Here is a 20415-nt window from a genome sequence, read left to right as displayed (position 1 = left end):
TCATTGTATGCAAATGCATACCATGTGGCAGCGATCACCATCAAGACAGCCTGCTTACCGCTGCCCCAAAGCAGAAACGCCGCGCATCTGCGCGGCGTTTCCATCAATCTTTGTCCCAGTCAGGCAGAGGGCTCGGGCTCCATGCCGCCGCCACCTTTGCGTGGCTTGGTCTTGGGAATAGCCGTCAAGGAGGGCTTGTCGCTTTGCCCGCCACCAGGCGCTGCACCGGTATCGTCATCATCGCCGCGGTTGAGCGGCTCCCCGGCGATCACGCGGGTGATCTCGTTGCCGGTCAGCGTCTCATATTCCAAGAGGCCCTGCGCCAGCCGCTCCAGATCTTCCGACTTCTCGGTCAGGATCCGCTTGGCGGTTTCGTAGCCCTCATCGACGAGGTCGCGCACCTTGTCGTCAATGAGCTTCTGTGTGATGCCGGAATGGTTGGTCTGGCCCTGGTAGCCGCCGAGATAGCTCTGCTGCTCGTTGGCGTAATCCACGTAGCCAAGTTCCGGGTCAAAGCCGAAGCGGGTCACCATCGCTCGTGCGATCCGCGTCACCTGCTGAATGTCGGAGGCCGCGCCGGAGGTCACGTTGTCCGGCCCGAAGATCAGCTCTTCGGCCACGCGCCCACCCATCGCCATTGCGATCTGGCTCTTGTATTTGGTGTAGCTCACCGAAAGCTGGTCACGCTCCGGCAAGCTCAACACGAGGCCGAGAGCCCGTCCGCGGGGGATGATCGTGGCTTTGTGGATCGGGTCGTGCTGCGGCACGTTCAGGCCCACCACCGCGTGGCCGGCTTCGTGGTAGGCGGTCAGCTTCTTCTCGTCCTCGGTCATGACCATGGAGCGCCGCTCGGCCCCCATCATCACCTTATCCTTGGCGTTCTCGAAGTCTTCCATCGTCACAAAGCGCCGGCCCACGCGGGCGGCCATGAGCGCGGACTCGTTCACGAGGTTGGCGAGGTCCGCGCCGGAGAAACCGGGCGTACCACGAGCGATGATGCGCAGGTCCACATCGGGGCCAAGCGGCACCTTGCGGGCGTGCACGCCGAGAATCTTCTCCCGGCCCTTGATGTCGGGGTTCGGCACCTGCACCTGCCGGTCGAAGCGGCCGGGGCGCAGCAGCGCCGGGTCAAGCACGTCGGGCCGGTTCGTGGCGGCGACGATGATGATGCCTTCGTTGGCCTCAAAGCCATCCATCTCGACCAGCAGCTGGTTGAGGGTCTGCTCGCGCTCGTCGTTGCCACCGCCGTAGCCGACGCCACGGGAGCGACCGACAGCATCAATCTCGTCGATGAAGACGATGCAGGGCGCGTTCTTCTTGGCCTGCTCGAACATGTCACGCACGCGGCTTGCACCGACGCCCACGAACATTTCCACGAAGTCCGAACCCGAGATGGTGAAGAAGGGTACACCCGCCTCGCCCGCAATCGCGCGGGCCAGAAGGGTTTTACCGGTGCCCGGAGGGCCGACAAGCAGAGCGCCTTTGGGGATCTTGCCTCCGAGGCGCGAAAACTTCTGCGGGTTGCGCAGGAACTCGACGATCTCTTCAAGCTCTTCCTTGGCCTCGTCGATACCGGCCACATCGTCAAAAGTAACGCGCCCGTGCTTCTCGGTCAGCAGCTTGGCCTTGGATTTGCCGAAGCCCATCGCCCCGCCGCGTCCGCCGCCCTGCATCCTGTTCATCAGAAAGATCCAGATGCCGATCAGGATGATGAAGGGCAGCAGCGTGCCGATATAGGCCAGCAGGCCGTTCTGCTGCTGGGCCTTGGCGCTCACTTCGACGTCATTGGCAATCAGTACTTCGGTCGGGTCCACGCCGGGCGGGATGATCGTGGTGTAGGTGGTGTCATCGGTGGTGCGGACGCGCATCTCCTCACCGTCGATCGTGGCCTCGCTGACGCTCCCGTTCTCTACCGCCTCGACGAAGTCGGAGTAGCTCAGGTTGCGCGACGACATGGTGGCGTTGTCGCCGGAGAAGAGGTTGAAGAGCGCAAGGATCAGAACGAACAGAACGACCCAAAACGCGATATTGCGTGCATTGCCCATCAGGCAGACACCTCCCGGAAAGCTAGAATGCCGCGCGGGCGCGGTTCATCGCACAACATAGGGGTTTTTGTCGCGGGTTCAATCGCTGCGGAGGGTGGAAACAAGGTGTTCCGCCCCGTGACAAAGCCGCGCGGTCCAACCCTCGGGCCGGCCTGCCAGTGGGGCCGAAAGCAAGCGCTCCCCGAGCCAGAGCGCAGGGGTGGCCAGCAAGGATGAGCGCGGCAGCCCGCTTGCCCGCCATACCTCGCACTCTTCCAGGCCGATCTCGCCTAGTGCAGCGACATGGGCGCCCGCTGGCGGGGGCGGGCCGTGGAACTGCCAGCGCTTGTCCCACAGCGCCGCGGGCGGGGTCGCGGTTTCGGCCACGGCGGCATATTCACGGGCGACCCGCCAAAGCGTGCCTTCGCTCGAAATCCGGCACCCGTGGAGGGTGCCAGCCTTGCCTTGCTCCAGCCCGTCCAACATGGCAGTCAACGCATCGAAGCGGGGGCGGTACACGCTGGAAGACACCCAGCAGAGCGCATGGGCGAAGGCTCGCAGCAGAATTTCGCGCGGCGCTGGAAAGCGGTTTGGGTTGGGCATCAGAAGGTCACCCTTTTCGACCCGCGCACGGCTTAGGTAGTCGGCGGCGCTGTCGTTTAGAGCATCCCGGGCCATGGCCATCTGCTCGGCGGTTCGGATGAGGCGTGCGGGTGTAAGGCCCAGTTCTGCGAGGCTCTCGGCCATGCGCCGCGCCTTCACCCGGTCAAACCGCTCGTCTTCATTCGAAGGGTCATCTGTCCAGGCGATGCCTCGGCCCTCCAGCACCTCCCGCAACTCTTGCCGCGCGATCTTGAGCAAGGGCCGCAGCCACGCTACGCCCTGCGAGACCCGCCGCTCGGGCATAGCGGCAAGACCGTCTACCCCGGACCCTCGGGCCAGCCGCAGCAGCACAGTTTCGGCCTGATCGTCCCGGGTGTGCCCGAGGGTCACATGCGCCAGCCCGTGACGATCTGCCCAGTCAGTCAGAAGCGCCGAACGGGCGGAACGGGCCTCGGCCTGAAGGTTCCCCTCCCCGGCCCAACCTTCCCAAGGGAACACCTCATGGGGCACATCCATCGACCGGCACAGCGCCCCGGCCTGTGCTGCCTCGGCGGCAGAGCCGTCACGGAGCCGGTGGTCGACGGTGGCGGCAAAGAGGCGGGTTTCCGGCAAGGCCTCCCGGGTCAGAACCAGCAGTGCGGTGCTGTCCCCACCGCCGGATAGCGCAATGCCAAGCCGCTCGGGTGGCGACCCCTCAAAGAGGCGCGAGTAAGCGGCAGAAACACTCTCGGCGGGGCTCAACTGCACCCGATGGTGCGCCGTGCGGCCCCGGCATCGAAGGCCACGTCACTCTGCGGGAAGCGCGCCTGCACTTCGCCCAGCGTGGTGCAGGCCTCGTTATTCTGGCCAAGGTCGGCCAGCGAGGTGCCCAGCTTGAAAAGCGCGTCAGCGGCCATCGGGCCCTGCGGATCCGAGGAGTAGCTCTCGAGGTAGGCGCGCGCCGCCTCGGGGACCTTCGAAAGCTCGTAGAGTGCCTCGCCACGCCAGAAGTGCGCGGCGCCGGTCAGCGGGCCACCCGGGTAGGATTGGGTAAAGGACGCAAAGAGGTCAACGGCGCTTTGAAAGCTACCGGAGTCGAGGGCCGCCTTCGCCCGGTCGAAATCGGCCTGCTCGGCCACGGCCATCGCAGGGCCGGTAGAGGGGGCGGGCGTCGTGCCGCCGTTGCCGGTATCGGGCGTGATCACCGCGGCCTGGCCAGCGCCGCCCGTGCTGGGCGCAGTGCCGCCTAGCGGCAGGGTGTCACCGATCTCGCCAAAGTCGCAGCCCGGCTCGATCTCGCAGACCCGAAACTCAAGGTCGCCGACCCGGTTGGTGCCGTCCGACACAACGCGGTCAATCCGGTTCTGCATGTCTTCGGTGCGCGAGGTGAGCGCCTGAAGCTGAGCCTCGATCGCGTTCACCCGGTCCAGCACCGAGCCCGCCACGGCGCCGCCAGAGGCACCCTGCGTGGTGGAGAGCTCACGCTTCAGCTCCTGCATGGAGACATAGACAGTCGCCAGCTCCTGCCGGATATCGGCAAGGGTCTGAGCGTCTTGCGCTGTGGCGGAGCCGCCAGCCAGCGCAAGGAGCGAAGCGAAGAGAGCGCCCCGGATCATCGGATCAGAACCCTGCGCCTGCGGAGAGCACCGTCACCGAACGGCGGTTCTTCATATAGCATGCCTCGGTCGAGCACACCTCGATCGGGCGCTCCTTGCCGTAACTCACGGTCCTGAGCCGCGAACCGGCCACGCCCTGCGAAATCAGGTACTCCTGCACCGCATTGGCCCGGCGGGCGCCGAGAGCGAGGTTGTATTCACGGGTGCCCTGCTCGTCGGCGTGGCCTTCCACGATGGCAGAGTAGGAGCCATTGGTGTTCAGCCATTGTGCCTGCGCCGTCAGGGTCTGCTGCGCTTCGGGCGACAGGGTCGATTGGTCAACTGCGAAGAGCACGCGGTCACCCACGCGCTGCGAAAAGTACTCGGGCGAGTTGGGGTTGGATGCGGCGTTGTTCGGGTCATAGGCATCTGCGCCCACGGTCCCGTCGCCGCCCGCGCCACCTGCGCCGAACCGGCCCGGGTCGGTACAGGCCGAAACCGCAACTGCAAGGGCGATCAGCCCGGACTTCACGAGGATCTTTTTCATCTCGACTGCCTCTCTCTCATGGTGCGCCCTGTTGCGGGCGCTTTCCTTGGCGTTGTCTATACCACCCCGCACCGGGGTTGGGAAACATATGTGTTACCCTGCACGGCCCTCGCCGGTCAGGGCAGAAGCGGCGACCATGCCGGATCGGAGGCCGCGCCGGGGGTGGGCACCCGTTTCAGGTTACGGCCGGAGATATCGACGGAGTAAAGCGCACTCTCGCCCCCTGCCCCGCTGCCAGACCGGGTGAACATGATGACCCTGCCATTGGGGCTCCATGTTGGGCCCTCATCGAGGAAGCTGGCGGTGAGCAGCCGCTCCTCCGAGCCATCGGTGCGCATGACACCAATGTGGAATCGGCCTTGGTGCTGCTTGGTGAAGGCGATGAGGTCGCCGCGCGGGCTCCAGACCGGCGTGCCGTAACGGCCCTCGCCAAAGCTGATCCGCGTGGGCTCGCCGCCACCAGCCGACATCTTGTAGAGTTGCTGGGTGCCGGAGCGGTCGCTCTCGAACACGATCTGCGACCCATCGGGCGAATAGCTGGGCGCAGTCTCGATGGAGGGCGCGTTGGTCAGCGGCTGTGCGGTGCCGCCGGGCGTGAGGTTGTAGATATCCGTGTTGCCCCCACGCTCGAGCGAGAACACCACCGTCTGCCCGTCGGGCGCGAAACGCGGAGCGAAGGTCATGGTGCCCGGCTGGTCATCGAGAATGCGGCGCTGCACGGTGCCTACATCCATGATGTAGATCTTCGGAAAGCCGGTCTCGTAGCTGGTGTAGATCACCCGGTCGCCGTTGGGCGAAAAGCGCGGCGCCAGCACGATCGAGGCGCTCCCGGTCAGATACTGCACATTGGCGCCATCGTAATCCATCACCGCCAGCCGCTTCTGCCGGGCGTTCTTTGGCCCTTCCTCGTGAACAAAGACCACCCGGCTATCAAAGTAGCCGCCTTCGCCGGTGATCCGGCTGTAAACCTGATCGGCCACCTTGTGCGCGATGCGGCGCCAGCTCGTCGTGGTGCCACCGAGCTGGAGGCCATCACCCAGCGGCGCCTCGGAGAACACGTCGAACAGGCGGAACTTAACGTTCACCCGCCCGCCTTCGGCCACCGAAACGGCGCCGGTGATGAGCGCCTGCGCGTTGATCGCCTTCCAGTCGGCATATTGCACCGGCGCGTCGAAGTTGGAGACGTTCGAGATGAATGCATCGCGCGGGATCTGGCGGAAGAGGCCCGTGCCCGCGAGGTCTGCGGCGACCACCTGCGAGAGCTGCGCGGCATATTCCTGCGCGGCGGCGTTCTCGGCGATAAACACCGGAATGGCAAAGGGCAGCGGCTCGATCACGCCCTCGGTGATCTCGATCCGGAGCGGGCCGTCCTGCGCGATGGCGGGGCTGATGCCGAGGGCGAGCGCGAGGCCCGCAAGGATATGGGTAAGTTTCTTCATGCCGCTCTCATTCCTCGCATTTCGTCTGTCATGAAGCCCGGGAGCCTCGTGTTATTCAATATCGGCAGGTTTCTGCCATGGTGATTGATAGGCATAGTCCCCCGAGAGGGGCAAAGTTCCGTGACATGGCGGATTGATGGCCGGGCGTGTCACTTGATCCTCATCTTCTCGGGATTGAAGACCATCTCGATCTCCGCCCATTCACCGTATTTCTCGGCAGGCAGCGGGAAGCCCCGCGAACCACACCGGATGATCGCACGGCGAGCCGCCTCGAAGGCCTGACGCACCGCATCGTCGGACCCGCCTTCGCTACCCACCATCCGGATGGAGCCATTGTCGGGCGTGCCGTTTTCGTTCATCGCAACCAGCACCGTCACCGTAACGCGCAACGCGTCGGTTGAGAGGCTGCCCACGTTCCAGCATTGCTGCACAGCGACCCGCAGCGCGTCCTTTTCGCCAGCCGTCATCGGCGGGCCGCTCCGGGTTGGCGTGGCATTGGCAGGCTCCGAGGCGCTTTGCCCCTCGCTTACGGCATCGGCCACCGCATCGGCAATCGCATCGGATGTATCCTGGGAGGTTTCCGCGCGGGCCGGCTCGGCCTCGGGCGCGCGGCGGGCCGGGCGGCTCTTGGGGCGGGGCGAGCCGGTGGGCGCGAGCGCCACGACCTCACCGCCCGCAGGTTCTTCGGCCTCGGTCACAATCTCGGTGTTGGCGGCCTCGGGTGCGGTATCCTCCTGCGCTTCCTGCGCTGGCTCTTCCTCGGCGGGCGTCGGCTCGGCGGCCTCGGTCATCTCCGTATCCACCGCAGCGTCCGGCTCGGGGGCCACGGCAGGCGTTGGCGCCACGCGCTGCGCCGGGCGCTCCTTCGGGCGGCGGGAGCTGTCGAGCACGAGGCTGGCGCCGGGGGGCTCGTCAGGCGCGGCAACCGGGGCCTCGGGCGCAGGAGGGGCTGTCTCTGTCACCTCGGCCTCGGGCAGCGGCTCCAGCGCAGAAGTGTCTGGTGCTTCGTCAGGCGCGACCTCCGCGGCCCGGGGCGGCGGCGCTTCGGAAGGCTGCGGCTCGGTCTCAGGTGCAGGCGGCTCGGGGGTTTCCGGCTCGGTCTCGGGCGGCTCGGGTGTTTCGGGGGCTTCGGGCACTTCAGGACCGGCCGCCGCCGGATCGGTCGCGTTGGAGACCAGCGCGGCATACTCGTCGCCCGAAATCATCGACACATTGGTCACCGTTTCGGCGGGCGACTCCCAATGGATCACCCCGCCAATCAGCGCCCAGCCGATCAGCCCAAGGTGGGCCCCGCCGGAGATGATGGTGCTTTTGTCGAGTTTCTCGGGCATGAGCGCCCCCTACCCGTCCGACCCGTCGAGCGTGGGGCCGCCAGTGTCGGTCACCAGGCCGATGTTGCCGAAGCCGCCGGCGTTCAACGCGCCCATGATCCGCATCACCCGCTCGTAGGGAATGGCGCCATCAGCGCGCAGGAATACCTTGTCATCCGCCCGCTCGGCGGCAATGGCCCGCAGGCGCGTCACCAGGGCTGCCTCATCTACCGGCGTGGTCTGGATCAGGGTTTCGCCCTCGGCGGTCAGCGTAATGGTCAGCGGCTCCTCCTGCTCGGAGGGCAGCGCCTGCGCCGCCGTCTCGGGCAGCTGGATCGGCACACCCACGGTCAGGAGCGGGGCGGCAACCATGAAGATAATGAGCAGCACCAGCATCACGTCGACAAAGGGCGTGACGTTGATTTCGCTCATCGCCGCGGCCCGGCCCCGCCCGCGCGAGCGGCGCTTGCGGTTGCCGCCGCCGGTGTTGATGACACCCGCCCCCATGTCAGCTGTCCAACTGGCGCGAGAGGATTGTGGCGAATTCGTCGGCAAAGCTCTCGTAGTTGCCGGCGATGCGGTCACTGTCAGACGACAGCTTGTTGTAGAAAATCACCGCCGGGATAGCCGCGAGAAGGCCGAGACCGGTGGCGACCAGCGCCTCTGCAATGCCCGGCGCGACGACGGCAAGGTCGGTGGACCGGCTCACGGCGATCTCTTCGAATGCGTTCTTGATGCCCCAGACCGTGCCGAACAGGCCAACGAAGGGCGCAGTGGAGCCGACGGTCGCCAGAAACGGCAGGCCCTGGTTGAGCTTGTCGGTTTCCTTAGCAATGGCCACGTCCATCGAACGGTCTATCCGGGCCTGTGCCCCGGCGATCAGCGCGCCATCTTCGCGGTGCGACCGGCGCCACTCGATCATGCCGGAGGCAAAGATCTTTTGGCTCGCGCCCTTGGGCTCGGTGCCGATTTGGTCGAAAAGCTCATCGAGCGGCTCGCCCGACCAGAACGCCCGGTCAAAGCTGCCCGCCTCGGAGCGGCGCAGCCGGTACATCATGATCTTTTCGATAATGATCTTCCACGACCAGAAAGAGGCGATGATCAGCAGGATCATCACGATCTTCACGGTAAGCGTAGCGCGCATGAAAAGCGCAAGCAGGGAGAAATCTATCTCCTGCGCCAAAGCAGCTGTTTCGGAACCCATGTGCCTCTGTTCCCGCCTCTTGTAATGTCGCCCCGTGCGGGGCCGCCCGATAGGGGCCGCTCTTCTGGCGGCCTTCTGGCGCGAACTATACAGAGGCGGAAGAGCAAAAGCCAACACCATCGCGTGATGGGCAAAGATAGGCGCAGCCCTGCCCGCGGGCCACAAATGTCGAAAAACGCACCGACCCGCTTTTCGCGGTTGCAGGCGGCATATATGGTGCGCGCCAAACAAGATTGGGGCAGAGGCTGCGGGCTGGCGCAGTCAGAAGGGCAAGGGCCATGGCGCATATCATCGTCGTCGGCAATGAAAAGGGCGGGTCGGGCAAATCCACGACCTCGATGCACATTTCAACCGCACTGGCCCGCATGGGCTGGAAGGTGGGCGCACTCGACCTCGATCTGCGCCAGCGCAGCTTTGCCCGCTACCTCGACAACCGCCGCACCTTTGCCGAGGCGCAGGGCATCACCCTCGCCGGGCCGGTCTTTCGCGAGTTGCCGCAGGTAGATCAGGCGAGCCTCGAAGCAGGTGAAAACATCTATGATCGCCGCCTGTCGGCCGCCGTGGCCGGGCTGGAAGGCGATATGGATTACATCCTGATCGACTGCCCCGGCTCGCACACGCGGCTCAGCCAGGTCGCCCATTCGCTGGCCGACACTCTCGTGACACCGCTCAATGACAGCTTCGTCGACTTCGACCTGCTGGCCCGCATCGACCCGGCCTCTGGCAAGATCCTCGGCCCTTCCGTCTATTCCGAGATGGTCTGGTCCGCCCGTCAGGTGCGCGCGCAAGCCGGGTTGCCGCCGATTGATTGGCTGGTGGTGCGCAACCGTCTTGGCCCGCAAGCCATGCACAACAAGAAGAAGATTGGCGACGCGCTCGACAAGCTTTCCAAGCGCATTGGCTTCCGCGCGGCGGCGGGCTTCTCTGAGCGGGTCATCTTCCGCGAGCTGTTCCCGCGCGGGCTGACACTGCTGGACCTCGGGGATGTGGGCGTGGAGCGGCTGAACATCTCCAACGTCGCCGCCCGTCAGGAACTGCGCGACCTGATTACCAACCTGCGGTTGCCCGGCGTCTCAGCCGACTTCTGAGGTTCTGCTCACTTGCCGAACGGGTTCTGCGCAGCCTCCACAGCGGCATTGGAGAAGCCCATGGGCTTTGTCTTGGCCGGCTGCGTCTGCACGGCAGCTTGCACCGCGGCAAAGATATCGCCTGCGTCTCCTCCATGGGCCTTGGCTTTGAGCGGCGAGGCGATCTCGGCCTGAACGGCAGCCATGATGTCGGCGGCCTGTGTCGGGTCCTGCTTCCCAGCCAGCGCACTTTCCTTCTTCACCGGCTTCGGACCCGCCAGCTTTTCCGGCACACCGCGCCCGGCCAAGGGGCGCTTCAACCCGCCACTATCGAGCGCGGCGAAATCGTCGATCCCGTCACGGCGGGCGGTATAGGTGCCGGTCTCATCGGCGCGGCGCCCCAGCGCGAGCACCTCGCGCATCAGGGCCGTGCCGGTTGAGCCATCGGCCATTTCAGGGCTGTAGGACGGGATGAACACCTGCCCGGTGGCGGCATCCACCGCGAAGGGGTCAACAAAAGGATCGTCCTCGACTGCGACCTCCTTGGCCTGCGCCTCGGGCTGGTCAGGAGCACGGCGCTTGGCGGCACGCCCGCGGGCAAAGCCGATCATGGCCAGAAGCACGGCAATTGTGCCGCCCATGCCAAGGATCATCGGCTGCTCGACATCCGGTGCGGCAGCAAGGTCTGCCGCCCGCCCGGCCCGGAACGGCGCGATGGTCAGGAAATCGTCCGCGATGGAGCGCTCATTCTCGATAAAGGCATCGAGCACCAGCGCACGATAGAGGCCCGGGTTGGCTGCCTGTCCTCCCACCGAGATATAAGGCCCAACCGCGCCTTCCCCGTCGATCTGTGCGACAAGGCTGTTCACTTCGACTTCGCCGATGGTCTGCCCGCCTGGCCCCTGATCGTAGAGCAGCACGCCCAGCGCGGGGCCGAGTGTGTTTTCGGCTGCGTAGGGATAGACCGGGATCATCACGCCGAGGTAATCGCCCTCCGGGCCACCCGGCGCGAGCAGATCGTATTGCATGGACAGGTCGAGCTGGCCCATCACATGCACCTCGGCAGAGGCATGAATATCAGTTGCGGGATCGAAGGCCTCGATGGTCACGGCCTGCGGCTGGGGCGCCTCGGCCACCGCCCGCAAAGCGCTGCTGGTCTTGATTTCTTCCAGCAAAATCCAGCCGCCGAGGCCGAACGCACCCACGCCCGCCAACAGGATTGGCCACGCCAGAACAGCGAATATACGGTTCAGGCCACCCATCGATCGCCCCTTGCACTAGCCCTCATTGTTGCCGGTTGTGATACAAACCTGTGGCGGCAATGGGGCAGGTTGGCGAAATCTGCGGGGCGAATTGGCGAAACGGCGGTGCTTGCTGCGTCTTCAGGTTGGCAGCGCCGTGGTCTTGAAGACCGTGCGCAACGCGAAGCTCGATTGCATGCCCTGCACGCCGGGCAGGCGGGCGAGGTATTGGCGGTGGATGCGGGCAAAATCCTCGGTATCTTCCGCCACGACCTTGAGCAGGTAATCCGCCGCGCCGCCGAGCAGATGGCACTCAAGCACGGCAGGCACCCGGGCCACGGCCTTTTCGAAGGCGTCGAGAATATCGTCAGTCTGGCCCGCCAGCCGGATCTCGACGAAGACGGTGGTGGCGAGCCCCAGCTTTCGGGCGTCAAGCAGCGCCACGTAATCGCGGATCACCTTGGCCTTCTCCAGCCGCTGCACCCGCCGATGGCAGGCCGAGGGCGATAGGTTGACCGCTTCCGCCAGTTCCGCCGAGGTCATCCGCCCGCGGCGCTGCAGGGCGGCGAGTATCCGGCGGTCGGTTTCGTCGATTTCCGTCTCCACGCAAAAATCTCCCGTCAAAGCCTTGTGCGGCGCTTGAGAACGGGCGTCAGGCTGGCGTCGGGCGGCTCAAATGTCAAAGCGATTGCGGGCGGCGCGTGCGACACTTCGCGCAGGAAAGGGAGGACCAACATGAAGATCGGATGCCCGAGCGAGATCAAGGCACAGGAATACCGCGTGGGGCTGACCCCTGCTGCCGCTCAGGAGGCCGTGGCCCACGGCCACGAGGTGCTGATGCAAGCCGGCGCAGGTGCGGGAGCCGGGTTTGCGGATGCGGATTACGAGGCCGCAGGCGCCCGGATCGCGGAGAGTGCGGAGCAGGTCTTTGCCGAGGCCGAGATGGTGGTGAAGGTGAAGGAGCCGCAGGCGGCGGAGCGGAAGATGCTGCGCGAAGGCCAGATCCTCTTCACTTATCTCCACCTCGCCCCCGACCCGGAGCAAACCAAGGATCTGCTCGAAAGCGGCGTGACCGCCATCGCCTATGAAACCGTGACCGACCGCGCCGGTGGCCTGCCCCTGCTCGCCCCGATGAGCGAAGTCGCCGGCAAGCTCGCGCCGCAGGTGGGCGCATGGGCGCTGCAAAAGGCCAATGGCGGACGCGGCGTGCTGATGGGCGGCGTGCCGGGTGTCGGCCCGGCCGAGGTTGTCGTGGTCGGGGGCGGCGTGGTCGGCACGCAGGCGGCGCGGGTTGCCTCCGGCATGGGCGCCCATGTGACCGTGCTCGACCGCTCCCTGCCCAGGCTGCGCTACCTCGACGATGCCTTTCGCGGAGAGTTTTCAACCCGTTACGCGAGCGCAGCGACCACCGCGGAACTCGTAGCGCGGGCCGATATGGTGGTGGGCGCCGTGCTCATCCCAGGCGCGGCGGCACCCAAGCTGGTGAGCCGGGCGGAACTGTCGGGCATGAAGCCCGGCGCGGTGCTGGTCGACGTGGCGATCGACCAGGGCGGCTGTTTCGAGACCTCGAAGGCCACGACCCATGAAGACCCGATCTACGAGGTCGACGGCATCGTGCATTACTGCGTCGCCAACATGCCCGGTGCCGTGCCGCGCACCTCGACGCTGGCACTCGGCAACGCGACGCTGCCATTTGTCATCGCGCTGGCCAACAACGGCTGGAAGGCTGCCTGCGAGGCGGACGAGCACCTGATGGCCGGGCTGAACACCCATGCCGGGCGGCTGACGAACTACGCCGTGGGTCGCGCCCTCGGGATCGACGTGCTCTCACCGTCGCTGGCTCTAAAGCTCTGAAATCGCATGGAAGCCCCGGATTACGGGGCTTCCATCGCCGCCCTGAAGGCCCGGGGGCTGACCCCGGCTTCGCGGGTGAACGCCCGCGAAAAATGCGCAGGGTCGGCGTAGCCTAGGCGGAAGGCCACCTGCTGCACGGGCAGGTTGGTGTAGGTCAGCAAACGCCGCGCCTCGCGGTGGCTGCGGGCGGCGATGAGGGCGCTCACCGGCTGGCCCGTAGCGTCGCGGGTGATCCGGCTCAGGTGCTGCGGGCTAACCGCGAGAGCGCGGGCGACCTCGGCCACAGGAAGGCGCTCGGCAAAGCGGGCCTCGATCAACGCCTCCAGCCGCCGAAACAGAGGATGCGCCACCCCCTGCCCCGCCCGTGCCTGCCCCGAGAGATGACGTGCCACCAGCGCCAGAACCTGCCCGGCCAGCATCCGCAGCATCTGAGCGCGGGCAAAGCTACGGCCCTGATATTCGGCGAAAATATCCTGCATCGCCCCGGCCAGCCCCCCGGCACCCTGCGCAACGCGCGGGTGCTTTAATTCGGCCCAAAGCCCCTCGGCGGGCCGCAGGATCTGGTCAAGCAGCTCCGATGGCAGGGTCAGCACCCACCCCTCCGTGCCCGGATCGAACCGGAAGCCATGCACCGCGCCGGCGGGCATGTTTACCACCGCCTCCGGCCCGAGCGCCCGCTCCCGCCCCTCGACCAGCGCGACGCCGCCCCCGGAGGACAGCAGCAGAACCTGATGCAAACGTGCATGGCGATGCGGCGAGAGTTGCCAATCGTGCAAGATCGACCGCGCCGCGATGGTCTCGCAATGCACCACATCGGCAAGATCGGCCGTTTCGCCGAAGAGGTTGTAGCTGGTTATACCGGCCTGTTGCGTCATGTTCGAAATGTACAAGTATTCGCGCGGGCCGTCCATTCGGGCCGCGCGGTCTTCGCGCCAGAATGGCCCCGAACAGGGAGGACATTCCATGCGCACTCAAGTCGCCATCATCGGCGGCGGGCCCTCCGGCCTGCTGCTCTCTCAACTTCTTCGCACCAAGGGCATTGCCAGCGTGGTACTTGAGCGCCGCTCGCGCGACTACGTGCTCTCGCGCATCCGTGCGGGCATCCTCGAGCGCGGCATGGTCGGCCTGATGCGGCAGGCCGGGCTGGGCGAGCGGATGGACAAGGAATGCTATGTCCACGATGGCACGCTCATTGCCTTTGACGGCGAAGAGATCCCGATCGACTTCAAGGCGCTCACCGGACATTCCGTCACCGTGTACGGCCAGACCGAGGTGACCCGCGATCTCTACGATGCCGCCGAAGCCGACCCGGGCCGGGTTCTGACGGAATGCGACGAGGTCATGCCCCACGACCTCGACAGTGACAAACCCTACGTCACATTCGTTAAGGATGGGCAAACGCAGCGGATCGACTGCGATTACGTGGCCGGATGCGACGGGTTTCATGGCATCTCGCGGCAGATGATCCCGGCTGAGAAGCGGCGGGAATACGAAAAGACCTACCCGTTTGGTTGGCTCGGCATCCTGTCGGAAACCCCGCCGGTCCATGAAGAGCTGATCTATGCCACCTCGCAGCGCGGCTTTGCCCTGTGCTCGATGCGGAACGAGAACCTCAGCCGCTACTTTGTGCAGTGTCCGATGACCGAGAAGGTCGAGGAGTGGTCGGACGACCGGTTCTGGGATGAGCTGCGCCGCCGCCTGCCCGCCCATCACGCCGAGGCGATGGTGACCGGCCCCTCGATCGAGAAGGGCATCGCCCCGCTGCGCAGCTTTGTCTGCGAGCCGATGCGTTGGGGGCGGCTGTTCCTGTGCGGAGACGCGGCCCATATCGTGCCGCCGACCGGCGCGAAGGGGCTGAACACCGCGGCCTCGGATATCCACTACCTCTTCAACGCGCTCGTCCAGTTCTACGAGGAGGCCGACGCCGATGGACTTGAGCGCTACTCCGAAACCGCCCTCACGCGTGTGTGGAAGGCCGAGCGGTTCTCGTGGTGGATGACAACGCAGTTGCATCGCTTCCCCGACCAGACCGACTTTGACCTGCGCATCCAGCGGGCCGAAATGGAATTTCTGCGCGACAGCGAGGCGGCCCAGAAGGTTCTGGCCGAGAATTACGTAGGCCTGCCCTACTGAAAACCGCCTGAATTTTCGGCACCCCGGCAGGGGCAGGCCGGTCGGCGGGCCGCTTGTCAATGGACAAGGGCGGCCCGTCGGTTACGGTGGGTCTGACAAGGGACACATCGGAACGCATCATGAGTGATCTGGCCACCATCTGGGACTGGCTCGGCTTTGCCGTCCGCTGGCTGCATGTCATCGCGGCCATCGCCTGGATCGGCGACAGCTTCTACTTCATCGCGCTCGACCTCGGGCTGCGCCCCTCGACCGACCGGCGCGAGGGCGTGGCGGGCGAGGAGTGGCAGGTGCATGGCGGCGGCTTCTACCAGATGAAGAAGTTCACAGTGGCCCCGCGCGAGTTGCCCGACCATCTGGTGTGGTTCAAGTGGCAGAGCTACACCACGTGGCTCTCCGGCGCGGCTTTGCTGGCCATTGTTTACTGGGTCGGCGCGGAGTTTTACCTGATCGACGCGGCCAAGGCTGACCTTGCGCCGTGGCAGGCAATCCTGATTTCGGCGGGCTCGCTTACCATCGGCTGGCTGGTCTATGATTTTCTCTGCAAGAGCGGCATGGCCATGCGCCCTACCCTGCTGATGGTGCTGCTCTTTGTCCTGCTGATGGCGATGGGCTGGGGGTACTCTCAGATCTTCACCGGGCGAGCAATGATGCTGCACCTCGGGGCCTTCACCGCCACGATCATGACCGCCAACGTTTTCTTCATCATCATGCCGAACCAGCGGATCGTGGTGGCCGATCTCAAGGCGGGCCGCACGCCCGATGCGAAATACGGCAAGATCGCCAAGCTGCGCTCGACCCACAACAACTACCTCACCCTGCCGGTGCTCTTCCTGATGCTCTCCAACCACTACCCGCTGGCCTTTGCCACCGAGTACAGCTGGATCATAGCGGGGCTGGTCTTTTTGATGGGGGTCACGATCCGCCATTTCTTCAACACCAAGCACATGGGCAAGCCCTGGCCGTGGTGGACATGGGCGGTGACGGCGGGGCTCTTCGTGGTGATCATGTGGCTCTCAACCGCGGGCTTTGAGCAGGAAAGTTACGAGGAGGCCGAAGAGGCTGCGCTCACGCCCCGGCAGGAGATGCTGGCCGTAGCGGAGGGCTTTGAGGCCGTGGAAAGCATCGTGCTGGGCCGCTGCTCAATGTGCCACGCCCGCGAGACGGTCTATGACGGCGTGCCCTACGCGCCCAAGCACCTTTTCCTCGAGACCCGGCCCGACATCCTGCGCGCGGCGCGGCAGATCTACCTGCAATCGGGCGTGAGCGAGGCGATGCCGCCGGCCAACGTGAGCTACATGGAGCCGGAGGAGCGGGCGGCGATCCGGGCGTGGTATCGGGCCGCCGTTGCGGCGCTTCCAGTGCCGTACCGGCTTGCTGAAGCGGCGGCGGACTGAGCCTTTACTGCTCCAACCCTTTGAGAATTGGGCAATCGGGCCGATGATCGCCCGCGCAGGCATGCACCAGATCTGTCAGCGTGTCACGCATCGCGGTCAGCTCTGCGATCTTGGCCTCGATCTGCGCGAGATGCTCCTGCGCCACCGCTTTCACATCCGCTGAAGCGCGGCCTGAATCCTCGTAGAGGGCCAGCAGCGTCCGGCAATCCTCGACCGAAAAGCCTAGGCCTCGGGCGCGGGCGAGGAAGTGAAGCTTGTGAATATGGGTCTCGGAGAAGCTGCGATAGCCATTGGTGCCCCTATCAGGGGTGATCAGGCCGATGTCCTCGTAATAGCGGATCGTCTTGGGCGGCAGCCCGGCGCGGGTGGCGGCTTCGGAAATGTTCATGCGGCGGCCCTCCTCAGGCGCAAGGCATTGGCAACAACGGCGAGGGACGAGAGCGCCATGGCGCCTGCCCCGAGCATGGGGGACAGCTGCGGCCCGCCGAAGGGGACGAGCACACCAGCGGCGACCGGGATCAGCAGCACGTTGTAGCCAAAGGCCCAAGCGAGGTTTTGGCGGATGTTGGCCATGGCACGGCGGGAGATTTCATGCGCGGCGGTGAGGCCCGCAAGGCGCCCGGAGAGCAGCACCACATCGGCGGCCTCCACCGCAACCTCGGTGCCGGTGCCGATGGCGAGGCCGACATCGGCGGCGGCGAGCGCGGGCGCGTCGTTGATGCCGTCGCCGACGAAGCCTACCGGGCCTGCAGCCTTTAGCGCTTCGATGCGGGCCAGCTTGTCCGCCGGAAGCAGGCCTCCCTCCGGTGCGTCGATGCCAAGGTCACCCGCCACAGCCTGCGCTACACGCAGGGCATCGCCCGAGAGCAGCGCGAGAGAGACGCCGCGGGTTTTGAGGGCCTTCAGGGCGGGGGCGGCATCGGGCTTCACCGGGTCAGCGACGGTGAAGAGGGCGACCACGGTACCATCGACGGCGAGGAAAAACGCGGTTTCGGCGCGGGTTTCGGCCTCATCCAACGCTAGCGCCAGCGCAGGCGGAACGCTCAGGCCTTCAGCATCCATGCTGCGTTTTCCGCCCAGGATCAGGGCCTTGCCCTCCACTGTTGCGGTGAGCCCGTGGCCGGGTTTGGCTGTGGCCTTCGTCGCTGGAGAGAGCGCGAGTCCTTCGGCCTCGGCGGCCTGCACCAACGCCTTGGCGAGCGGGTGCTCGGAGCGGGCCTCGGCGGAGGCGGCGAGACGCAGGGCCTCTGCACGGGTGATCCCTTCGGGCACCACGGAGGTCAGCGCGGGGTGGCCCTCGGTCAGCGTGCCGGTCTTGTCGAAAGCCAGCGTTTCAACGGCTCCGAGCTGCTCCAGCGCCGCACCTTGGCGGAAGATCACACCGAGCTGCGCCGCCCGCCCGGTGGCCACGAGGATCGAGACCGGGGTGGCCAGACCCATGGCGCAGGGGCAGGCGATGATCAGCACCGAAACGGCGGCGACGAGGGCGCGGGAGATGTCGCCGGTGGCGGCGAGCCAGACCCCGGCGGTGAGCACGGCGATGACGAGGACGACAGGCACGAAGATGGACGTGACCTTGTCGATGGTGCGCTGGACCGGGAGCTTGGTGGCTTGCGCCCGCTCCACCTGCGCCGCGATGCGCGAGAGCACCGTGTCGGCGCCAACTGCGGTGGCGCGGTAGCTGAGGGCGGTGGTGCCGTTGAGCGTGCCGCCGGTCAACGTGTCGCCGGGGGCCTTCGCGACAGGGGCGGATTCACCGGTGACCATCGCCTCGTCGAGCCAGCCTTCGCCCTCGGTCACGATGCCATCCACGGCCACACGGCCACCGGGCGCGAGGTGCAGGATATCGCCCGGCGCGATCTCGGAAACCGGTTTGTTCTGAAGGCCTTGCGGCGTTTCGACAGCGGCAGTCTCCGGCGTGAGCGCCATCAGGCCGCGCAAGGCGGCCCCGGCCTGGCCACGGGCGCGGGCCTCCAGTGTGCGGCCCAGAAGGATGAGGGTCACGATGACGGCGGCGGCCTCGAAATAGACGTGGTTTGCGCCGTCCGGCAGCAGGCCGGGGGCAAAGGTGGCGAGGGTCGAATAGGCCCATGCCGCCCCGGCGCCGAGGGCAACGAGGGCGTTCATCTCGGGCGCGCGGCGCAGCAGGGCGGGGATGCCGGAGGTGAAGAAGAGGCGACCGGGAAAGGCGATCACGGCGGTGGTGAGCAGGAATTGCACGATGCGCCAAGGGGTTACGCCGAGATTGGCGGTGACCCAGTGGTGCAGTGGCGGGTAGAGGTGGCCGCCCATCTCGATCAGAAAGACCGGCGCGGTGAGCAGCGCTGCGATCAGGGTGCGGCGGGCCATTGCGCGGGTTTCGTCGCCCGTGTCGGCGGGTGTGGCATCATGGTGATGCAGATGGGCTGTGGCCGGGTAGCCGGCCGCTTTGCTTGCCTTTTCAAGTAGTTCCACCTGTGCCACGCCCTGAACCGTCGCGCGGCGAGTGGCAAGGTTGACGGAGGCGGAGGTCACGCCCGGCACGGCGCTCAGGGCCTTTTCGACGGTGCCGACGCAGGAGGCGCAGTGCATGTTTTCGATGCTGAGCGTGATGCTTCCGGGGGCCTCTTCGCGCGGCTCATCGAACAGCGGGGCGGCCTCATCGCCGGGTTCTTCGGCTTGGAAAGGGGCCACTTCAGAGGTTGCGGGATAGCCTGCGTCGCTTACCGCAGCCGCGAGGTCTTTAGGCGTGGTTTGCGAGGGATCGTAAACAGTTACGGCCTCGCCGGGCTGGCGGGTCACGGTGGCGGATTGCACGCCGGGGGCGGCCAGCAGGGCGGCTTCGACGCGGGCGCTGCACTTGCCGCAGGTCATGCCCGAGACGCTGAGTCGGGCCGTGGAATAAGGGGTGTCGCGCATAGCGGAGGCTCCGGGGCGGGGGTCGCCCGGTGCCTTACATAGGGCTTCCAGTCACTGGAAGGTCAAGGGTCAACTGCCGCGATATGTCGAATAGCTGTAGGGCGAGAGCAGCAGGGGCACGTGGTAATGGCTTTCTTCCGACATGGTGAAACGGATCAGCACCTCATCGAGAAACAGCGTGCCCTCCTCGCCCTGCATGGTCGCGCGCAGGTAGTGACCGGCATGGAAGACCAGCTCGTAAGTACCCGTTTCAAAGGCCTCTTTCGGGAGCATCGGCGCATCCGTTCGGCCATCCTCATTGGTGACGGCCTGGGCAATGCCCTCGCGTTCGCCGCCCTCGCCGATGCGGAACAGCATGATCACGAGGCCCTCTGCGGGGACGCCTCGGGCGGTGTCGAGCACGTGGGTGGTGAGATATCCCGCCATGGGCTTTCCTTTCGTGGTTGCGCAGGGCCAGAGTAGCAGGCGGGCGGGCGGAAATAACCCTTCAATGTGACCGGCCCGCGCGGTTAAATCGGGTGGGCGAAAGGGAGTGAAATGGCAGAGCGGATCACGGCAAAACCACTTACGGCAGAAGGGTTTAGGGCCTTTGGTGACGTGATCGAGCCCGAAGGGGCGCCGGACAAGTTAATCAATGCTGGCCTCTGCGGGCGGTTTCACGACAGGGCGCGGCTGGACTTTGGCGACGGGCGGGCCGGGCTTTCACTCTTCGATGCGGAGGCAAGGAATTGGCCGTTGAGGGTGGATCTGGTGGAGCGTCATCCGGAGGGGAGCCAAGCGTTTATGCCCGTTTCCGGCGCGCGGATGATCGTGGTCGTCGCTGAGGATGAAGGCGGGATTCCCGTTAATTATCAGGCTTTTGTCAGCCTGCCGGGGCAGGTGGTGAACCTGCTTCGGAACACGTGGCACGGGGTGCTGGCGCCGCTTGGCGAGCGGGGGCAGTTTGCCGTTTTGGACCGGATCGGAGAGGGGGCGAACCTTGAGGAATACCCGCTCGATCCGCCGCTTTGGGTGGACCCCGGCGAGGGCGCCTGACTGCGCTTCAGCGCACACCCCGACCCGAAACCCGCGTTAACCTTCGAAAATGCTGATGCACATCTGATGCACATCCCATGCACAACTGATGC

The 20415-nt window shown here is 65.9% G+C and carries 19 protein-coding genes; 5 read left to right on the top strand and 14 right to left on the bottom strand.

The genetic code is table 11. From position 1 onward, the window contains the following. Positions 1-119 precede the first annotated feature (119 nt). The 8 genes from ftsH to tolQ all read right to left on the bottom strand — a co-directional run bounded on the left by ftsH (position 120) and on the right by tolQ (position 8701). Positions 120-2045 carry an ATP-dependent zinc metalloprotease FtsH gene (gene ftsH / locus ACUXVX_RS07925; RefSeq protein WP_446311107.1) on the bottom strand — a complete coding sequence of 642 codons (1926 nt, stop codon included), beginning with the start codon at positions 2043-2045 and terminating at the stop codon, positions 120-122. 78 nt (positions 2046-2123) lie between these two features. Next, a complete protein-coding gene (gene tilS, locus ACUXVX_RS07920; RefSeq protein ID WP_446311106.1) occupies positions 2124-3374 on the bottom strand; it encodes a tRNA lysidine(34) synthetase TilS in 1251 nt (416 codons plus the stop codon). Then, a complete protein-coding gene (ybgF, locus tag ACUXVX_RS07915; RefSeq protein WP_446311518.1) occupies positions 3365-4219 on the bottom strand; it encodes a tol-pal system protein YbgF in 855 nt (284 codons plus the stop codon). Before ybgF ends, tilS begins: the two co-directional genes overlap by 10 nt. A 7-nt stretch (positions 4220-4226) precedes the next feature. Then, positions 4227-4748 (bottom strand): peptidoglycan-associated lipoprotein Pal, encoded by a 522-nt coding sequence (pal, locus tag ACUXVX_RS07910; RefSeq protein WP_222470097.1) that lies wholly within the window; start codon positions 4746-4748, stop codon positions 4227-4229. Between the two features lie 116 nt (positions 4749-4864). After that, positions 4865-6187: a Tol-Pal system beta propeller repeat protein TolB gene (gene tolB / locus ACUXVX_RS07905; protein ID WP_446311105.1), complete on the bottom strand. Its 1323-nt coding sequence runs from the start codon at positions 6185-6187 to the stop codon at positions 4865-4867. Positions 6188-6336: 149 nt separating this feature from the next. Continuing rightward, the gene (locus ACUXVX_RS07900; RefSeq protein WP_446311104.1) at positions 6337-7518 is read right to left on the bottom strand and encodes a hypothetical protein; all 1182 of its coding nucleotides are present in this window, start codon (positions 7516-7518) and stop codon (positions 6337-6339) included. 9 nt (positions 7519-7527) lie between these two features. After that, a complete protein-coding gene (gene tolR / locus ACUXVX_RS07895; protein ID WP_222470100.1) occupies positions 7528-8004 on the bottom strand; it encodes a protein TolR in 477 nt (158 codons plus the stop codon). A 1-nt stretch (position 8005) separates the two neighbouring features. Continuing rightward, a complete protein-coding gene (gene tolQ / locus ACUXVX_RS07890) occupies positions 8006-8701 on the bottom strand; it encodes a protein TolQ (RefSeq protein ID WP_222470101.1) in 696 nt (231 codons plus the stop codon). Positions 8702-8979: 278 nt separating this feature from the next. Between tolQ and ACUXVX_RS07885 the strand changes: the two genes are divergently transcribed. After that, on the top strand, positions 8980-9789 hold the full coding sequence (locus ACUXVX_RS07885; RefSeq protein ID WP_446311103.1) for a division plane positioning ATPase MipZ: 810 nt from the start codon (positions 8980-8982) through the stop codon (positions 9787-9789). Positions 9790-9797: 8 nt separating this feature from the next. Here ACUXVX_RS07885 and ACUXVX_RS07880 read toward each other — a convergent pair whose 3' ends face one another. Together ACUXVX_RS07880 and ACUXVX_RS07875 are read right to left on the bottom strand one after the other, a co-directional pair. Beyond that, the gene (locus ACUXVX_RS07880) at positions 9798-11030 is read right to left on the bottom strand and encodes a hypothetical protein (protein WP_446311102.1); all 1233 of its coding nucleotides are present in this window, start codon (positions 11028-11030) and stop codon (positions 9798-9800) included. A 120-nt stretch (positions 11031-11150) separates the two neighbouring features. Beyond that, positions 11151-11552, bottom strand: coding sequence for an Lrp/AsnC family transcriptional regulator (locus tag ACUXVX_RS07875; protein ID WP_446311517.1), 402 nt, complete (start codon positions 11550-11552; stop codon positions 11151-11153). A 192-nt stretch (positions 11553-11744) separates the two neighbouring features. Between ACUXVX_RS07875 and ald the strand changes: the two genes are divergently transcribed. Next, positions 11745-12863 (top strand): alanine dehydrogenase, encoded by a 1119-nt coding sequence (gene ald / locus ACUXVX_RS07870; protein WP_446311101.1) that lies wholly within the window; start codon positions 11745-11747, stop codon positions 12861-12863. Positions 12864-12883: 20 nt separating this feature from the next. Here ald and ACUXVX_RS07865 read toward each other — a convergent pair whose 3' ends face one another. Then, positions 12884-13738, bottom strand: a complete 855-nt coding sequence (locus ACUXVX_RS07865) for a helix-turn-helix domain-containing protein (protein WP_446311100.1) — start codon at positions 13736-13738, stop codon at positions 12884-12886. 88 nt (positions 13739-13826) lie between these two features. Here ACUXVX_RS07865 and pobA point away from each other — a divergent pair, with 88 nt between their 5' ends. Then, positions 13827-14996 (top strand): 4-hydroxybenzoate 3-monooxygenase, encoded by a 1170-nt coding sequence (gene pobA, locus ACUXVX_RS07860; RefSeq protein ID WP_446311099.1) that lies wholly within the window; start codon positions 13827-13829, stop codon positions 14994-14996. 119 nt (positions 14997-15115) lie between these two features. After that, a complete protein-coding gene (locus tag ACUXVX_RS07855) occupies positions 15116-16390 on the top strand; it encodes a urate hydroxylase PuuD (RefSeq protein ID WP_446311098.1) in 1275 nt (424 codons plus the stop codon). Between the two features lie 4 nt (positions 16391-16394). On the opposite strand, the gene cueR is transcribed toward ACUXVX_RS07855, so the two are convergent. From cueR to uraH, 3 genes are all read right to left on the bottom strand, one after another. Beyond that, positions 16395-16778, bottom strand: coding sequence for a Cu(I)-responsive transcriptional regulator (gene cueR / locus ACUXVX_RS07850; protein WP_222470108.1), 384 nt, complete (start codon positions 16776-16778; stop codon positions 16395-16397). After that, positions 16775-19288, bottom strand: a complete 2514-nt coding sequence (locus tag ACUXVX_RS07845; RefSeq protein WP_446311097.1) for a heavy metal translocating P-type ATPase — start codon at positions 19286-19288, stop codon at positions 16775-16777. The genes cueR and ACUXVX_RS07845 overlap by 4 nt, the downstream gene beginning before the upstream one ends. 69 nt (positions 19289-19357) lie before the next feature. Beyond that, positions 19358-19714 carry a hydroxyisourate hydrolase gene (uraH, locus tag ACUXVX_RS07840; protein ID WP_446311096.1) on the bottom strand — a complete coding sequence of 119 codons (357 nt, stop codon included), beginning with the start codon at positions 19712-19714 and terminating at the stop codon, positions 19358-19360. Positions 19715-19825: 111 nt separating this feature from the next. Here uraH and ACUXVX_RS07835 point away from each other — a divergent pair, with 111 nt between their 5' ends. Beyond that, positions 19826-20323: an ureidoglycolate lyase gene (locus tag ACUXVX_RS07835; protein WP_446311095.1), complete on the top strand. Its 498-nt coding sequence runs from the start codon at positions 19826-19828 to the stop codon at positions 20321-20323. Positions 20324-20415: the final 92 nt, after the last annotated feature.

It is taken from the genome of Vannielia sp. SX4, from assembly GCF_052828525.1.
Note: the sequence above shows the minus strand (reverse complement) of the source record. Positions and strands in the feature narration are given on the sequence as shown.

What these genes read in the sequence shown, in the direction of transcription:
- ftsH (WP_446311107.1), bottom strand. Translation starts at nt 2,045, where the DNA reads ATGGGCAATGCACGCAATATCGCGTTTTGGGTCGTTCTGTTCGTTCTG.
- pal (WP_222470097.1), bottom strand. Translation starts at nt 4,748, where the DNA reads ATGAAAAAGATCCTCGTGAAGTCCGGGCTGATCGCCCTTGCAGTTGCG.
- tolB (WP_446311105.1), bottom strand. Translation starts at nt 6,187, where the DNA reads ATGAAGAAACTTACCCATATCCTTGCGGGCCTCGCGCTCGCCCTCGGC.
- ACUXVX_RS07900 (WP_446311104.1), bottom strand. Translation starts at nt 7,518, where the DNA reads ATGCCCGAGAAACTCGACAAAAGCACCATCATCTCCGGCGGGGCCCAC.
- tolR (WP_222470100.1), bottom strand. Translation starts at nt 8,004, where the DNA reads ATGGGGGCGGGTGTCATCAACACCGGCGGCGGCAACCGCAAGCGCCGC.
- tolQ (WP_222470101.1), bottom strand. Translation starts at nt 8,701, where the DNA reads ATGGGTTCCGAAACAGCTGCTTTGGCGCAGGAGATAGATTTCTCCCTG.
- ACUXVX_RS07885 (WP_446311103.1), top strand. Translation starts at nt 8,980, where the DNA reads ATGGCGCATATCATCGTCGTCGGCAATGAAAAGGGCGGGTCGGGCAAA.
- ACUXVX_RS07880 (WP_446311102.1), bottom strand. Translation starts at nt 11,030, where the DNA reads ATGGGTGGCCTGAACCGTATATTCGCTGTTCTGGCGTGGCCAATCCTG.
- ACUXVX_RS07875 (WP_446311517.1), bottom strand. Translation starts at nt 11,552, where the DNA reads ATGACCTCGGCGGAACTGGCGGAAGCGGTCAACCTATCGCCCTCGGCC.
- ald (WP_446311101.1), top strand. Translation starts at nt 11,745, where the DNA reads ATGAAGATCGGATGCCCGAGCGAGATCAAGGCACAGGAATACCGCGTG.
- ACUXVX_RS07865 (WP_446311100.1), bottom strand. Translation starts at nt 13,738, where the DNA reads ATGACGCAACAGGCCGGTATAACCAGCTACAACCTCTTCGGCGAAACG.
- pobA (WP_446311099.1), top strand. Translation starts at nt 13,827, where the DNA reads ATGCGCACTCAAGTCGCCATCATCGGCGGCGGGCCCTCCGGCCTGCTG.
- ACUXVX_RS07855 (WP_446311098.1), top strand. Translation starts at nt 15,116, where the DNA reads ATGAGTGATCTGGCCACCATCTGGGACTGGCTCGGCTTTGCCGTCCGC.
- cueR (WP_222470108.1), bottom strand. Translation starts at nt 16,778, where the DNA reads ATGAACATTTCCGAAGCCGCCACCCGCGCCGGGCTGCCGCCCAAGACG.
- ACUXVX_RS07845 (WP_446311097.1), bottom strand. Translation starts at nt 19,288, where the DNA reads ATGCGCGACACCCCTTATTCCACGGCCCGACTCAGCGTCTCGGGCATG.
- uraH (WP_446311096.1), bottom strand. Translation starts at nt 19,714, where the DNA reads ATGGCGGGATATCTCACCACCCACGTGCTCGACACCGCCCGAGGCGTC.
- ACUXVX_RS07835 (WP_446311095.1), top strand. Translation starts at nt 19,826, where the DNA reads ATGGCAGAGCGGATCACGGCAAAACCACTTACGGCAGAAGGGTTTAGG.